This window comes from Sphaerospermopsis sp. LEGE 08334 (assembly GCF_015207205.1).
Classification (GTDB): Bacteria; Cyanobacteriota; Cyanobacteriia; order Cyanobacteriales; family Nostocaceae; genus Sphaerospermopsis.
The window spans coordinates 137,501-155,017 of sequence record NZ_JADEXH010000005.1 but is presented as its reverse complement, the minus strand read 5'-3'; the positions used below and the strand labels follow the sequence as shown (position 1 = coordinate 155,017).

The 17,517-nt window shown below is 33.0% G+C and carries 14 protein-coding genes and 1 pseudogene; all 15 read left to right on the top strand.

Annotated elements, in window-relative coordinates:
• A pseudogene (locus IQ237_RS04615) lies at window positions 1-1,012 on the top strand (hypothetical protein); the annotation flags it as partial.
• A 134-nt stretch (window positions 1,013-1,146) separates the two neighbouring features.
• A complete protein-coding gene (locus tag IQ237_RS04610) occupies window positions 1,147-1,386 on the top strand; it encodes a hypothetical protein (RefSeq protein ID WP_194052825.1) in 240 nt (79 codons plus the stop codon).
• 60 nt (window positions 1,387-1,446) lie between these two features.
• Complete coding sequence (locus IQ237_RS04605; protein WP_194052824.1) at window positions 1,447-2,601, top strand: hypothetical protein; 1,155 nt, start codon at window positions 1,447-1,449, stop codon at window positions 2,599-2,601.
• A gap of 4 nt (window positions 2,602-2,605) precedes the next feature.
• Window positions 2,606-3,991 carry a vWA domain-containing protein gene (locus tag IQ237_RS04600; protein WP_228019666.1) on the top strand — a complete coding sequence of 462 codons (1,386 nt, stop codon included), beginning with the start codon at window positions 2,606-2,608 and terminating at the stop codon, window positions 3,989-3,991.
• A gap of 45 nt (window positions 3,992-4,036) precedes the next feature.
• Entirely contained in the window at window positions 4,037-5,155 is a 1,119-nt protein-coding gene (locus IQ237_RS04595; protein WP_194052823.1) for a hypothetical protein, read from the top strand.
• Window positions 5,156-5,224: 69 nt separating this feature from the next.
• The gene (locus tag IQ237_RS04590) at window positions 5,225-5,971 is read left to right on the top strand and encodes a hypothetical protein (protein WP_194052822.1); all 747 of its coding nucleotides are present in this window, start codon (window positions 5,225-5,227) and stop codon (window positions 5,969-5,971) included.
• A 57-nt stretch (window positions 5,972-6,028) separates the two neighbouring features.
• Window positions 6,029-7,006 (top strand): IMS domain-containing protein, encoded by a 978-nt coding sequence (locus tag IQ237_RS04585; protein WP_228019663.1) that lies wholly within the window; start codon window positions 6,029-6,031, stop codon window positions 7,004-7,006.
• Entirely contained in the window at window positions 7,003-8,403 is a 1,401-nt protein-coding gene (locus IQ237_RS04580; protein ID WP_228019661.1) for a serine hydrolase, read from the top strand. The genes IQ237_RS04585 and IQ237_RS04580 overlap by 4 nt, the downstream gene beginning before the upstream one ends.
• 138 nt (window positions 8,404-8,541) lie before the next feature.
• A complete protein-coding gene (locus IQ237_RS04575) occupies window positions 8,542-9,462 on the top strand; it encodes an ARC6/PARC6 family protein (protein ID WP_228019657.1) in 921 nt (306 codons plus the stop codon).
• Between the two features lie 110 nt (window positions 9,463-9,572).
• A complete protein-coding gene (locus IQ237_RS04570; RefSeq protein ID WP_194052821.1) occupies window positions 9,573-11,057 on the top strand; it encodes a VWA domain-containing protein in 1,485 nt (494 codons plus the stop codon).
• 10 nt (window positions 11,058-11,067) lie between these two features.
• Complete coding sequence (locus IQ237_RS04565) at window positions 11,068-11,451, top strand: hypothetical protein (protein ID WP_194052820.1); 384 nt, start codon at window positions 11,068-11,070, stop codon at window positions 11,449-11,451.
• Window positions 11,452-11,483: 32 nt separating this feature from the next.
• Complete coding sequence (locus IQ237_RS04560) at window positions 11,484-12,878, top strand: VWA domain-containing protein (protein ID WP_194052819.1); 1,395 nt, start codon at window positions 11,484-11,486, stop codon at window positions 12,876-12,878.
• Window positions 12,879-12,940: 62 nt separating this feature from the next.
• The gene (locus tag IQ237_RS04555) at window positions 12,941-13,462 is read left to right on the top strand and encodes an FHA domain-containing protein (protein WP_194052818.1); all 522 of its coding nucleotides are present in this window, start codon (window positions 12,941-12,943) and stop codon (window positions 13,460-13,462) included.
• Window positions 13,463-13,491: 29 nt separating this feature from the next.
• Window positions 13,492-15,228, top strand: coding sequence for a PP2C family serine/threonine-protein phosphatase (locus IQ237_RS04550; RefSeq protein ID WP_194052816.1), 1,737 nt, complete (start codon window positions 13,492-13,494; stop codon window positions 15,226-15,228).
• An 82-nt stretch (window positions 15,229-15,310) separates the two neighbouring features.
• Entirely contained in the window at window positions 15,311-17,482 is a 2,172-nt protein-coding gene (locus IQ237_RS04545) for a protein kinase (RefSeq protein WP_194052813.1), read from the top strand.
• The last annotated feature ends 35 nt before the right edge of the window (window positions 17,483-17,517 follow it).

Genomic DNA, 17,517 nt, shown 5'->3' with positions numbered 1-17,517 from the left:
CCCTCCCCTTGTAAAGGACTGGATTTTCCGGTTTCTCACCTTTGTAAAATCGCTATTCACAATATTCACAACTTTCATGAACTCACAAACACAAACATCACTAAAATTAGCGATTCGGAAATTAATCCACAGTTCCCAAGTCAAACCGGAAGCAGTGCGGGTAATAGTTGAAGGGTTAGAAAATGAGCAAGTTACTAATGAATATTGGGAAAATCTCTTTAATAATGAAGGATCTGATATTGCGATCAAACAAAAAATTTATAGTCCTCAGTTAGTGCAACTAATGACACTAAGAGCTATTGTTATTCCAGAGACTTTACCGCAGTTTTTGGCATGGTTGAATATTCAACCTAATAAAAAACCTGATGAAAATCAAATAGTGTCTTTAGAGTTTCAATCTCAAATTAGTGGATATGTCAAAGAACAAATAAAAAAAGAAATAATTGATGGAATTGATTTGTTACTGATTGAGTTACTAAAGAAACAAATCACCCCTGAGATTTTAGCATCATTCTTTCAGCTTAAAGGTAGCATTTGTAATGCTTGTTATCAAGATTTAGTGATGAGTATCAAAGATGATTTAAATGTCATTGCTAAAGCTGGTAGTTCTCCTCAATCTCAAAAGCTAGAATCTTTGAATATGTTGAAATTTGATCTTCATTGGTTATCAATTAAAAACGGAAAAGCTACGTTAAGCTACTATAAACCTTTAGGTGAATTATTTGAATTATTAGCAGAATACAAATTAGCTGCATATTTTTATCAAGTGAGTTGTGGCGAAGTTCCTAAAAATATTTTATCCAAAATGTCTCTAGATCCTCAAACTTATAAAGCTCGTGATTCTGGTATTATTATTTATGGCTTGTATATCACACGCAAAGCAACAAAGATTGAGTTAATGTCCATGCAGATGATAGAATTGATGATATACATCAAACAAGTCAAGATAAAAACCATGAGAATCTACCTTTACATCATAGCCGACATTACATCAGCCTTAAATAGTTCCTAAAATAGTTCTAAAAATTACTGAATTGTTGTAAAATATAGATACTGCATTGAGAAATTATCACTTCCTGCGGAATGCTCCCCGAACAAAGTTTGTAAATTTCTGGGTTTACTTACTGACAATAAGAGGATAACAAAATGAATACTAAATTACTTGATTCCCTGATTCAAATTATTAACTCTCTAAGTGATGAAGAAAAAAAGATCATCTCTCAAAATATAACTACATCGTTTCCTGTGCAGCAAAATAATTCTATCAATTTAGAAAATGAACCATTTATTGGAATGTGGAAAGATAGAGAAGATATGGAAGATAGTAATCAATGGTTACGTCAGTTAAGACAAAATGAGTGGAAAGTGGAAATAGGAAATGAATAACATTATTGTTGTAGATACAGCTAAAAATTTATATTTAAGCAATCAAAAGATACACCAACCATGAGAATCTACCTTTACATCATAGCCGGGATTACATCAGCCTTACTAGGCTGGAATATAGGTCAATTTTTCCTCACAGATTTGGGTTTATTTACACAATTTCCCGAAATTACCCTATTTCCCTGTATAGCAATTTCCCTAGCATTTGGCATGGTGATGAATGAAATATTTATCAGCAACCCCACCAGACCAAAACGCAGTTTGCAAACTGCTAAACAACCCCTATTAATCGCCTTGGGATTAGGTACACTTTCTGGTTTAATAGCTGGTATTATTTCCCAAATTCTCTTTTTACCAATTATTCGTGTACCTACACCCATAGTCAGAACATTAGGATGGTTATTAATTGGTAGTTCTGTAGGTATTGCGGAAGGTTTAAGTTGGCGGTGGTATAGTATAGAAGCGGGAAGTAAAAAACGCTTTCAACAAAGATTAAAAACTAGCGTTGTTGCTGCCAGTGGGGCGAGTTTTACCGCAGCAATTTTATTTGAACTTATCCGTTTAAATTGGGGGACAATGCCGGCAGAATTTAAAGGTATAGAAGATCCCATTGGTTTTAGTATTTTAGGTCTGTTATTAGGTGGTGTTTTTAGTCTCACCAACTCCCCTAGTTATATTGCAGCTTTGCGGGCGGGTAGAGGTTTTGAATATATAGAATTTAAAGATGTTCCTCCACAATATATAGAATTTAACGATGATCCTGAAGAACCTGTAGAATCTGAAGATGATCCTCAAAATCCACTAATACCAAAGATCAATCAATCTTATCCTGCGATTGATAAGTCTTCCCTATCATTTACCACGGAAACTGAGAATATTAATGATGATGAAATTGAAGAAGGTTTGTCAATTCAGTTACCTGGTCATGGTACAATCAGAATAGGTTGCGCTGTTGAAAATACACATATTTCTATTCCTGGTATACCTCTCCATGTGGCTGATATTAAACTAGAAAAAAGGACGGCTACTCTCATTCCAGATAATCAGTTTTTTTATGCCATAGAAGTAAATGGAACTAGGTTGAAATCTCGACGCAGTATTCCTTTAAAACATAATTATGTATTAACCTTTTATGCAACTAGTCTCAATGGCATTAATGAAGAGAAATATTATCGCTTTGTCTACTATAACCGCTTTCTAGATCCCCAGGCTTAAAGATATGGTAAAAACAGATTTGACAAATAATCAAATATTGTGGGGTGGGCATCCTGCCCGCCCATTAAAAATCATCAGTAAACAAATAATATCAATTACCAGCATTACAGGCAAGATGCCTGTTCCACAAGAGTTGATTAAAAATTGTTTTATTGGTAAGTATTTGGCTGTTTCTTTTTTGTTGGTTGCTGCTTTAGTTGATCCTGGTTTAGCGGCAGTTAAAAAAGCTGAAATTGTGGGTAATCCTACAGTTAAAAATGATAAAGTGACAATTAGAATTAAGGTCAAAGGTGAAGGTGATAAACCTGTTATGGGTTTACAAGATACTAATTTTAAATTAACAGTTGATAACCAAGAAGTCAAATTTAAACCTAAAGATTGGAAAAGCCCAGAAGAAACTGTACCTCCTCCTGCTTGGATTATAGTTTTACTAGATTTTAGTGGTAGTATGAATCAGGTAGATAGTAGGGGAATCAAAAAAGTCACCGGTGCAATTAATGCAATTCGGCAATTTACTAAAATTTCTGGAGAGAGAGGAGGAAATACCCAAATTTCTATAGTTCCTTTTGGTAAGTCTGGTAGTAATTGTCCTGAATATCCTGTGAATAAAGAAACTTTGGATAAATTTCTGGCAGCGAATGATTTTAAACTACAAAATAATTTAGACTATTTATCTAGTTTAACTCCTTGTGCGTCTACAGATTTGTATGAACCTTTAACCAAAGCGGTGAAGTTTTTAGGGAATACAGAAGATGAGCGTTTTTACTTACCAGAAAATTCTTCCCAACCACAACCAAGACTATCAATAATTCTCTTGTCTGACGGTTATCATAATGCACTGAATGAATATGCTGATTTTGAGGATTTAAAAAAGTTATTGAAACGTTATGAAAATATTACAATACATACTTTAGGTTATGGATTGACACCACAGGAATTAGGTGTAAAATATAAATTAGGTAGACCTGCTACCCGTGGTGATATCAATACAAGAAAAGTTCCTGAAGCCCAATTTGTAGATCAAACAAGACTAGCGGAAATTGCCAATTTAACGGGAGGTATTGCGGAATTTTCTGGTGATGCGGAAGCAATAGCGGAGAACTTGAAATTATTTTTAAATGCTTTATTAGGAGAATATGAAATTACCTATACCCAACCCAATGCAGAACGGGGTTCTAAACATAATGTTAAGGTGGGGGTAAGTGATGAAAAAGGTAAAGTTGTGGATGCAAAACAGGTAGAATATACTATGCCTGTATTTGGGCGATCGCTTCCTTTAGGAGTTCGGTTAATTATGGTAATAACGGTGTTATTTCTCATCATCATTGGGGGGATAGTTCCTTTTCACTATTGGGGAAAATATCTCAAAGCAGAAGCACAAAGGGATTGATTTACAGGGATTAATTTACAGGAATGAATTTAAGGAATCAATTTTATGAAAATTCCTCTATTTTCTCTAACTGCTTTGAGTCTTTATTTGTTAACAGGTTGTTTGCAAATTCAACCACTAAATAAAACAAGTATTTCTCAAAATACCTCTGAATGTCCCAACCAACCAACGACAGTTTTAGAAACCAACAATGTCAAAACTGTTTCTCTCAGTTCTCAAACCATCACAGAGTCAGGAATGGTGACAAATAATAAATCACTTGGTTACACTTTCACTGGTAAAACTGGTAATAAGTTAGTTTATCAAACTAATGAAAATATTTGTATTTGGGTTTATACACCAGATAATCAATTAATTAATAATCCTATTTTACCCGTTGATGGTAAATATATTATCCAAATTGCTGCTATGCAAGGTGCAACTACTTTTGATTTAGGATTGCAATTAGAAGATAATACCCAAGTTGTTAATTTATCATCTTCCCCTACACCTGTAGAAACAACTCAGGTGACTAGCCCAACATTAGCAAAAAATACAAATGCTATAACAACTCCCAAATTAACCGCTAACTGTGATGTAGTGAATATTGAATCTGGACAATTAGCACTGCGGTTTACACCCAACGGTACAGCTAAAGCAGGTTTAAATAATGGCGATCACGTTATACTCCGAAAACGACAAAGTATTTGGGCTTATGTTACTGTCATCAGTGGACCAAATAAAAAAGTTGACGGTTTGGAAGGATGGGTTAATTCTAATTATCTTTCTTGTACTAATAATGCTATATCAAATTCAGATAATTCAGATAATTCAGATAATGTTGATAGACCATCGCCAGCAAAAGCTATAGAAAACTATTATACTATGATTAATAATCAACAGTATGATTCAGCTTGGGATATTTATCCTACAGCAGTTAAAGAAGACAAAGAATTACATCCTAATGGTTATGATTCTTTTGTTGAATGGTGGACAAAAGTTAATTATGTCACCGTTAATAATATTAGTATTGCATCAGAAAATAATGATTCTGCTATTGTCAATTTTAGAAGTCGCTATGAAATGAAAAATGGTAAATCAATTCCTTTGAGATTAAAATTTTATCTTGTTTGGGATCAGGAAAATGAGACTTGGTATGTCACTAAAATTAAACATAATAATTAATTTTAAGAAAATATGAAAATATTCCTCAAAATCAAAAATTTATTCATTTATTCTACCTTTGTATCAATTATGGGTTGTCAAAATCAGTCTGCTTTATCTAATTATCTCAGTTCCTCTGTTTGTAGTGAAAAACCTACAGTTTCCTTGAGTGCAAAAGATGTAGAAACGGTAGTATTAAGTGAAAGTACAATTACAAAATCTGGTCAAGTCAGCACTAATAAACATCATGGTTACACCTTCACTGGTAAAACTGGTAATAAATTAGTTTATCAAACTAATCAAAATATTTGTATTTGGGTTTATACACCAGATAATCAATTAATTAATAATCCTATTTTACCCGTTGATGGTAAATATATTATCCAAATTGCTGCTATGCAAGGTGCAACTACTTTTGATTTAGGATTACAATTACAAAAAGATGCAGAAACTCCAATCTCATCAACCGAACCAACCACCTTAGAAACAAATCAGAGCGAAAATTCAAATCAAAAAGATCCTGCTGTTTTTATTAGAAATCATTATTTATCTTTAAACAACCGCGAGTATCGTCAAACATGGAGTAATTTATCAGATCAGTTTCAAAATTATTCTGGTAATTATTCCGAATATCAAAAATGGTGGAATAGTGTTAAAGAAATCAAAATTGGTAACATTGAGATTGTAAATATTAGTAACAATACTGCTAGTGTAGATGCTGACTTATGGTACTATATGAACAATGGTAAAGATTTTAAAGATACCCGCAATCGTATTTATTTAATATGGAGTGAAAATAATAATACTTGGCTAATTAATGACAAGTCTGAACCATGATTATTAAAGTTAATATTGATCCGAGAAAATTATCTGAATAAAATTACATGAGATGAGATGATTAAAAAGATAATTGTGTATTCTACCTGTCTATCTATCCTTGGTTGTCAAACAAACGTCAATCCACTTACTGCTATTTCCTCTAATGTTGTTACCTCCTCTGGTTGTGGTGATAAACCTACAGTTTCTTTGAGTGGAAAAGATGTAGAAGCAGTTGCATTAAATGAAAATACAATTACCAAATCTGGTCAAGTTAGTGTTAATAAACATCTTGGATATACTTTTACAGCAACCACAGGACAAAAATTAAATTACAGCACTGATGCGGATATTTGTCTTTGGGTGTTTACTCCAGATAATGAAATTATTAAAGGTGGAGAATTACCTAAAGATGGTAAATATATTATTCAAGTAGCTGCACCCCAAGGGGTAAAAACTTTTGATTTAAAAATAAGTTTAGGGAGTTTAGAAACTGCGGAATCTACTCCTACACCTGAATATACTTCTAGTGTTCAACCTACTCCTACACCTGAATATACTCCTAGAGTTCAATCTACTCCTACACCTGAATATACTAATGTGCGTCAAAATAACACTTATGAATCAAGTTCAGAAAATAAGAATTTACAACCACAACATGATATTTCTCAAGAAGAAGCATTAGAATTAGTCCAAAGATGGTATGCAGCAAAACCCCAGATATTTGGACCTCCTTTTGATACTAGCTTGGTAGATCAATTAGCAACAGGAAAACTACATACATTTACAACTAAACCTGATGGACCAGTAGCGTGGTTAGAAGAAAATGATGCTTATTACAAATACAATTCTTCAGAAATACAAAGAGTTATTGATTTTTCTAATTCGGGAAAATTACCTTACATAAAAGTTAGAGTATCCGAGGAACTGTATTTATACGGTAAAAGAGGAATTGATAGACAAAATTCAGGATCTTACACTAATAATTTTATCTACGTTTTTGAAAAAGAAAACGGAACTTGGAAAATTTATGATTATAGGAAGGTAGCAAGATGAATAATAAAACTCGGATCAAAAAATATAAAATCAATAAAAAAGTATTATTGAAAAGGTTGATTTTTCTTTTCTTGTTACCTATTTCCTTGTTAATAATTATTGTTAATAAATTGATTGCGAATCAATCTGAAAAATCTCTACCTACAGTTCAAATAGATGTTACTTCTAATCCTAGTATTAGTGGTAAAAATGAGATTTCTGTGCCTTTTAGTAAGAGTCAAATTCCTGTTTCTTTATCAAAGGAAAATATAACAGAAAAAACAATAGAAAAAACAACAGAAAAAACAACAGAAAAAACAGAACAAATGTCAACTACTTCTCCGTTAATAATGGAAAATACTATATTTACACCACCAAGTATAGGACTGAACGAAACAAGATTGATTCAACCTGATGATTATAATTTAGAAAATCTACCAAATAAATATGCTAGTCTAGTCTATAATGTCAAGTCTCCAGAATTTAAAAGTAATGAAAATCTAGATAACATAGTTAATCAAATTGTAAATTATGTGGAAAATAAAGGTTTGCCGAGTGATAAACTATCTGTTAGTTTATTACAAATAAATGAGCCGGAATTTCCTACTTATTCTGGACATTTACCAACAAAACCTAGATTTACTGCAAGTGTAGTAAAATTATTTTGGATGGTTTATTTGTATGGAAATTACAACAGTAATAAGTTGCAACGAGGAATCATCTCTGATAAAGATGTAAAGAAAATGATTCAGGATTCAGATAACGAATCTTCTAGTGTGATTGTAGATAAAATCTCAGAAACAACATCAGGTGAATCTTTATCAGAGGAGGAGTTAAAAAACTGGATTCAAAAGCGTTTAGCCATGAACTTATTTTTTCAAAATGCTGGTTATACAATTAATATAAGCCAAAAAGTGTTTCCTACTTCTTATCAAAAAAATGATAGCCCTGTAGGTAGAGATTTACAAATTCGTAGTAGTAAAACAAACCCTATTCGCAATTATACCAACTCTTATGATGTAGCAAGATTATTATATGAAATATATACAGAAAAATCAATTTCTAAACAGTACAGTCAAAAAATGAAAAAATTAATGAAAAGAGATTTAGCACCAGCAGCTTGGAAAAATAAAGAATTTAATGCTATTGAGGGTTTTTTAGGTCAAGGACTACCTGAAAATGTCGAGTTTTATTCAAAGATGGGCTGGAACTCTAAAACTCGTAATGATGCAGCTATTATAATTAGTCCTGATGGAAAAAATAAATACATATTAGTTATTTTTGGAGATGACCCAAGTTTTTTTCAAGATAAAACATTATTTCCAGAAATCTCGCGTTTAGTTTACGAAAAAATGCTAAATAGTTCTAATACAATATCTGAATTAAATAAAAAATATGACAAATTTTCACCTCATTAAGCGCTTAATAAACAACAAACCTCTATTATTTGCAATATACGGTGCTGGCGGTTGTTTTGCATCAGCAATTTTATGTTTAACCATGATGAATTTTCAAAATTCATGTTGGTACATTACAACTTTAATCAATTACATGATATGATTAAAAAGATAATTGTGTATTCTACCTTTTTATCCATGATAGGTTGTCAAACAAACGTCAATCCACTTACTGCTATTTCCTCTAATGTTGTTACCTCCTCTGGTTGTGGTGATAAACCTACAGTTTCTTTGAGTGGAAAAGATGTAGAAGCAGTTGCATTAAATGAAAATACAATTACCAAATCTGGTCAAGTTAGTGTTAATAAACATCTTGGATATACTTTTACAGCAACCACAGGACAAAAATTAAATTACAGCACTGATGCGGATATTTGTCTTTGGGTGTTTACTCCAGATAATGAAATTATTAAAGGTGGAGAATTACCTAAAGATGGTAAATATATTATTCAAGTAGCTGCACCACAAGGGGTAAAAACTTTTGATTTAAAAATAAGTTTAGGGAGTTTAGAAACTGCGGAATCTACTCCTACATCTGAATATACAAATACTTCTGAAAACTCTACGGATAATAATACACATAATAATTATGAATCTAATTTAGAACCGAATAATCTTCAACCTGAAAATGATATTTCTCAAGAACAAGCATTAGAATTAGTCAAAAGATGGTATGCAGCAAAACCCCGGATATTTGCGCCACCTTTTGATAGAGACTTATTAGGAGAACTGGCAACAGGAAGATTTTATGCACGAGTAGGAGGTGTAGATGGTTCAATAGATTGGTTGCAAAAATATAATCGTTATTATACCTATAATAAATCAGAAATTACCAACATTATGGGTTTTTCCAGTTCTGGAAGACTACCATATATTAAAGTTAGAGTAGTAGAAGAATTATATTTGCAAGGTGAAAAAGGAATTGATAAAACAAATTCTGGAGAATATCAAATTGATTATATCTATTTTTTTGCTAAAGAAAATGGGACTTGGAAAATATATAATAATCAGAAAATATGAAGATCGTTTTGAAGATGATTTTAATTCAAGGATCAATAAAAAATATCACCTTTGTGTCTTTGGGTAAAAAATAAATTGATGTACCTTAATGTAATTGATATAGAACCAATATGTTGAACCTACTTAATCGCTTAAAAAACAACAAACCTCTACTATTTGCAATATACGGCGCTGGTGGATGTTTGACAGCAGCAATTTTATTAGGAGAACCATTTTTAGCCTTAACTAAATTTGCTAAACCTACCCAAAACGAACCCCAAGCAATAGTTTTGTTAATTGACACATCCTCAAGTATGAGTGATGGCAAATTAACAGAAGTCAAAACCGCAGCTAGTAAATTTATAGAACGTCGTAATTTACAGACGGATCAAATAGCGGTCGTCAATTTTGGTATAGAAGTTAAAACTGTTACTCCTCTGACAAACGACATTAACACTTTAAATAATGCCATTAGCACTTTATCAGAAAATGGTTCTACACCAATGGCTGAAGGTATGGACGTAGCTTTAGGAGAATTACAAACAACTGCATTAAATCAGAACATCAATAAAGACATCAATAAAAACATCATTTTATTTACCGATGGTATACCAGATGATCCCAATTTTGCTTATAATTCAGCTTTAGCAACTAGAAACACAGGAGTAAAATTAATTGCAGTCGCTACTGGAGATGCGGATATTAATTATTTAACTCAAATTACAGGCGATCGCTCTTTAGTATTTTATGCTAATTCCGGTCAATTTGAGCAAGCATTTCGCAACGCAGAAGCTGTAATTTATCAACAATTAGTTGAGTCTAATTCTGGAGAAAACTACAGTATTGGTGATTTATTATTACGTATGGGTGGCTGGACAGCATTTTTAGCAATGGGAATATCCCTAGCCTTAATTATGGGACAAAACCGCTATATGCGTCTACCATTATTAACAACAGAAAAAGGAATTATTACCGCCAGTGGTAGTTTAATAGCGGGAATCATAGCAGGTACAACAGGACAATTATTATTTTTAGTATTTTCACCCTTGTCTAATATAGCATTATTAGAAGTTGGCAGAATTGCTGGCTGGGTAATTTTAGGGGCGTTAGTAGGAGGAGGTACAAAATTTTTCGTTCCCAATTTAAACCTCAAAAATGCTTTAATAGGAGGCACAATTGGCGGGGGAATTGGTGCTAGTGGTTTTTTAGTTGCTGCCAGTATTTTCGGTGATATTTTGGGGCGGTTAGTCGGTACATCTATCCTGGGATTTTTCATAGGTTTAATGATAGCTTGGATAGAACAAAAACAATTAGCATCAGCACCATATTTATTGGTACATTGGACACCCACCGAAAAAACAACATATTTATTAGGGACAAAACCAATTTTAATTGGTACATCTTTAAATGTGGAAATTCCTGTAAATGCTGCTGATGGATTTACACCAATTACTGCTAAAATATTCAAAGAAGGAGAAAATATTATTATGGAATTTAATCAAGAATATGCGATGATGAAAAAAATGAAGAAAAAAACTCAAGATTTAAAGATTGGAGATACTCGGAAACTAGGACAAATTACCATAGAAGTGAAGGATAAAACCGCTAATCAATAATTAACTAACAATGGTTAAATATACATTTAATCTCAAACTCCAAAATTCAACCGAAAATTATAATTACACCTTAGATTTAAACCCCATGCAGGAAGATACACCAGAACAGGTTTTTACTCCTACCCTCAAGGAAAATATCCGTACAACATTACAAAATCTCAGCTTATCAGCAATAAAAGATCAGCACCTTAACAACATTATTCAAACCTGGATAGAAGATATTAGAGAAGGTTATAGATTTAGTTCATTAACTCTTAATTTAAGATTATTGATAGAGGAAAACATTGATAAATTACAAGAAAACGGAAATCAAGAACCACCGAAAATTATTAACCCAGATATATCAAACATAGAACCACAATTTGGGATGTTACCACCTTTAAACTTTGTTTAATTGTTGTTTAATTATTCAATTAGGAGATAAAAATGCAGAACGCTATTAACATTAATATTACCCCCCATCGGGAATTTATGCCAGCAGATACAGCAGCACAAAAATTATTTGTGATGTTGAAATTACGACCCATCAAAGATATAGCTGCAAGTCGCCCACCTACTACATTTACCTTTGTGATTGATACCAGTGGATCAATGTATGAAATAGTAGCAGGAGATGTCAAACCTACAGGTATTACCTATCAACAAGATGGGAAACAATATGAACAGGTGACAGGGGGAAAATCAAAAATAGATATAGTCATTGAATCCTTATTAGCATTAGTAAATTCAGGAAAATTAACAACAAGCGATCGCATTTCCATAGTCCAATTTGATGATAATGCTTCCCAAATTATTGGGTTAACCAGTGCTACAGAAATTAAACAACTAGAAACCGCCATTAACAACCTGAGAAACTTTTCCGGTGGTACACGCATGGGTTTAGGATTACGTCGTGCATTTGATTTGTTAAGTGAACAACAAATGACAGTCAAACGTACTCTATTATTTACCGATGGACAAACATTTGATGAAGATCAATGTCGGTCAATTGCTAATAATTTCGCCACCAATAATATACCCATTACAGCATTAGGAGTAGGGGAAGAATTTAACGAAGATTTACTTACTCATCTCAGCGATTTTACCGGAGGAACATTATTATATATAGTACCAGGAATAGCCAAAGGTACAGAAACATCAATTTTAGAATTACCTAATAAAATTATCGCCGAATATAGCCAAGCCCAACAAGAAGTTATCACCAATTTAGCCTTAACAGTAAAAACAGTCAAAGGAGTAGAATTAACTCGCATCGTTCGCGCTTATCCTACCCAAGCAGAATTTCCTATTAATCAAGATCCTTATCCATTAGGAAATGCGATCGCTAACGACGAAACCATATTTATTTTAGAATTTACCATTAATAACCGCCCCGCTTCTCGTGTACGTATTGCCCAACTAGGCTTAACTTATGACATTCCTGGGCAAAAAATACGCGGTGAACTACCACCACAAAACCTAATTATTCAATTCATTACCGGACAACAAAATGCAGCCCAAGTCAATCAAGAAGTCATGGATTATGTACAACAATGCAATATATCTAACTTTGTTGATCAAGCCATTAGGATAGCAGAAAAAGACCCAGAAAAAGCCGAACAAATATTAGAAACAGCCCGACGCATGACCATGAAAATTGGCAATACAGACATGACAGAATCCTTAAATAACGCCCAAGCAGAACTGCGTAAAACCCGAAAAATCTCCCCAGGAACTCGGAAAACAGTCAAAATGGGTGCAAAAGGTAAAACCGTCAAAATGGGTGATGATATTAATGAAATGCCATCAGAAGAAGAAATGCGAAAACTCACAGGAACATAGTAATTGATAATTGATAATTGATTCATAATAGCATTAATAATTGAAAATAAGGATAAAAAACCATGATTACCTGTACAGCTTGTGGCTATGATCAAAACCCAGAAAACACAGAATTTTGTAACGCTTGCGGTTCAGAACTGCAAACCATCACCACCACACCAAATATAGAACCAAGCATAGCACCTACAGTTATTCAACCACCCCTACCACAACCCAACTATCCACCAATTACTAATACTAATATATCCACAAATGCTAAACTAATATGCAAACAAATTAACGCCCCTATTCCCGAATTTCTCATCGAGAATAACGCCATAGTAGGCATATTTGATCCCGACATTGGACCAGTAGATATAGACTTAGAAACATTTTTTGGAGGAGAAACAGTATCTCGCAATCATGCCGAAATTTATCAAGAATTAGGAACATGGAAAGTCAAAGATTTAGGTTCTACCAACGGCATATTTATCAAATCCCCAGGACAAACACGCTTTAGTTCCAGAATTACCATACCCACCCCTTTAAACTCTGGTGATGAAATAGCATTTGGTAAAGTTAGATTTCTATTTCAAGCAATATAAAAAAATCAAACTTCCTTTTTTTTAAATTAATGAGTGAAATTACAAATCAATCCCCATTAATAATTCAAGAAAACATCTGTTTGCAAATCCAAAACCTGCAAATAGAAATCATCTCTTATTTAGGAAAAATCACCCCTGATATTGACTACTTCCAAGTTAACATCATAAATTCTGAAAAACCAGGGTTACTCAGAATAGGTGGAACTGACAGCGCCCTCAACCGAGAACTAGAATTAAGAAACCAATTAGGAGATTACAAATTAATTTCTCCACTCCTCGCGCAAACCAGAGAAGATAATATAAATATTCAAGTTTCTCATATTAATCATCTTCAAATTTCTGCCAACACAGAAATAGATACACCATCAGAGACTTTAGAATTAGAAACTTTAGAAGATGAATATTTAGAAGATAAATATTTAGAAGATGAATATTATCCCGAAGCAGAAATCATCAGCAACACATCAAATCAAAAACTACTACTATTAACCTACCTTCCCCACGAAAATCAAACCTTAGAAACTTGGTTACAAACCGAACATACCTTAGAAGAATCATTATTAATTACCAGCCAAATCTGTCAATTATTCCGCTATTTACATCAAAGACAATGGTGTATTATTAATATAATGCCCCAATTTATGCAAATAGGAACACCTATCGAATTTTTTGATTTAACTAGCGCCTATCCTGTAGGTGAAAATCTCAATAGTGGCTTAATGGGGAACTATTGCGCCCCCGAATTAGCATACTGTAAATATCCTATTCAAGAAACAATGAGTAGTTATACAGTAGCAGCATTATTATATCATATAATTCACCACCAAAACCTACCTAACGATCCAACTATAGAAATACAAATTAATCCCATTCCTCACCTTTATCAAATCCTAAAAATTTGCCTATCTCCCATCCCCGAAGAAAGATTTACATTAGAACAACTATTAAAAATATTAGTTAGCACCCGTCAAGAAATTAGCACCCCGGATATTAATTGGGAAATAGCCAGTTTGTCTACTGTAGGATTATCAATAAATCGGCTAAAAAATGAAGATAACTATGGGATTAAACAACAGAAAAACAGTAATCAAGAAACTATGATTTTAGGTGCGATCGCCGATGGTATGGGGGGAATGTCCCAAGGAGAATTAGCCAGTAAATTAGCAATTAAAACTATATTAGAAACACCCATACCTCCAACAAATCAAACTAAAGAACAATATCAAGAATGGTTAACATCCTTATTTATCCAAGCTAATGAAACAGTATCTAACCAAGTTAAAGAAGGAGGAACAACCCTCAGCGTAATTTTTGCCATATCCCAACAATTGATCATCAGTCATGTGGGTGATAGTCGTATTTATTTACTACGTCAAGGAGAAATAAAACAACTCAGTCAAGATCATTCTCTCGTTGCCATATTATTAGCTAGTGGACAAATTACAGCAGACGAAATTTCCACACATCCAGATAGAAACGTCCTCACAAAATCCATCGGCGGAAAACGCAGATTAAGCGATGATTACGTTCAAGATTTAAGACAAACAACCTCAGAATTAACGATGAAATTAATAAATCAAGATATCATTTTACTATGTTCTGATGGTGTTTGGGACTTAGTTTCTCAAACTGAACTAGCGGAAAATTTCACCAATCAATCAAACCTACAAACAGCCGTCAATGTTACTATTAACCAAGTCTTAGAACGAGGTGCATTTGATAATGCCACCCTGTTAGCATTACGATGTTTAGTTAGTTATTTTTAGTTATTTTTAGTTATTTTTAGTTATTTTTTAATCACCTATTATCCATTACCTATCACCCATTACCCATCACCCATTACCATCTATGCAATGTCCCACCTGTCTCACCGATAACTTAGATCATGCCATGAGTTGTATTGCTTGCGGTACACCTTTAACTTCTCATTCCCCTACATCAAATCTGCATTTAACCCCAGGAACATTAATTGGCAATCGCAGATATAGAATAGAAAACATCTTAGGACAAGGTGGGTTTGGTATTACTTATGCGGCAACATATCTACAAAACTCAGCCAAAGTTGCCATCAAAGAACTATGGCCAGAAAATGCCGCCAGACAAGGTAATACAGTTTTGTGGCCAATGTCAATCACTCCCGTACAGCGTCAACAACAACTGCAAAAATTTCAAATAGAAGCCAACTATTTACAAAAATGTGTACATCCAAATATCGCTAAAATTTATGAATATTTCCTAGAAAATAACACTGCATACATGATCATGGAATTACTGGTTGGTAAATCTTTAGATCAGATATTAGCAACAGAAGGAATATTAGCAGAAAATCGAGTTAAACATTATTTTCTGCAAATTGCTGACGCTTTAAAAGTAATTCACAGTCATAATTTATTACATCGAGATATCAAACCGGAAAATATTATCATTGTAGATCCAGATCAAGCCGTATTAATTGACTTTGGTGCAGCTAGAGAATTTATTGCCAATCAAACTGGAGATATGACTAGAATCTTAACACCGGGATATGCACCCTATGAACAATATATTCAAAAAAGTAAACGTTTCCCTGGTACTGATTTTTATGCTTTATGTGCATCAATGTATGAATTACTAACAGGAAAATTACCAACCGAAGCCACAGAAAGAGCTAGTGCATTTTTACAAAACAGTGCGTTAAATACATTAAATACATTAGTAGATCCATTAATTCCACCGCGACAACTTCGCCCTAATTTAAGTCCTTTAATAGAAAAAGTCATATTAACAGGAATGCAATTTAGAATAGAAGATAGATTTCAAACGGCTGATGAATTAATAGCGGCACTCAAAGGTAAATTTATTTCTCCCCAGCATCAAAGGGCTAAAGAATTAGTGAAACAAGGTAAATTAAATGATGCAGCCCAAGCATATCAAAAATATTTGTCAGTTGAACCAGAAAACGGAGAAGCAGCAGTAGAAATAGCATTATTACAAATACATATTGATGAAAAACAAGCAGAAATAGCCGCCCAAAATGCTATTAAATTACAAGCAAATGATGGCAGAGGATATGGAGTTTTAGGATTGATTAATTGCCGTCAAAATAATTGGCAAGAAGCAGTTAAAAATTTACAAATAGCTGTTAATTTATCTCCTAATGAAACTTGGATACAAGCTAATTATGCTTGGGCATTAGCTAAGTCTGGTAATTTAACAGCAGCCGAAAAAACCATAGATACAGTATTAAAAATCCAACCAAATTGTACTTTTGCGTTGAGTTTGCAATCATGGATATATATACAGCAACAACAATGGAAATTAGCTATTCGTACCGCTACTCAAGCAATATTTAAAATAAATAATCAATTACAAAATCAGCTAAATCATCATGAAAAGCAATTACAAACTAACTTACAAAATAGTTTATATACTTATCTAATTCTTGCTTTAGAAAAAGCCGTTGTTACTAAACAAGCTAATGACGTAGAGAGAAGAATTGCCGAATTTATTCAGCAATCTCCTAATAGTAGCATAGCTTGGGGTTTCAAAGGTTGGAAACAAGCAAATCAATATTTATGGCAAGATGCACTTATCAGTTTTGAAAAAGCTACTCATCAAACATCTATTCCTGGTTGGGTATTACTTAATTATGCCATTACTCAAGAGAATTTAAAGAATTATCAAGATGCTATTCAAATATATGAAAAGTATTTACAAACATTTCCCATTATAGCCTTTCCTTGTTTTCGTCTTGGTACTTTATATGCCCAAATAGGAGTATGGGATCAGGCTAAATTATATCTGGAAAAAGCTATTAAATATAACAATAATTATGCAGAAGCATATCATAATTTAGGTTGGGTCTTACTAAATATTAAAAATCCAGATGGACAAATAGAAAATAGCCGAGAAATGTTATCTGCTTATAGTCAATCTATCAAATTATATGCCTTATCTGCCACATCTGCAAGATTGCAACTATCCGCAAATATTAAACAGGCATTTCAATTAATAGGTGTGAATATAGGTGTTAATATTTAGGTGTGAATAGTTAGGGTTTAATTAATAAATATTAG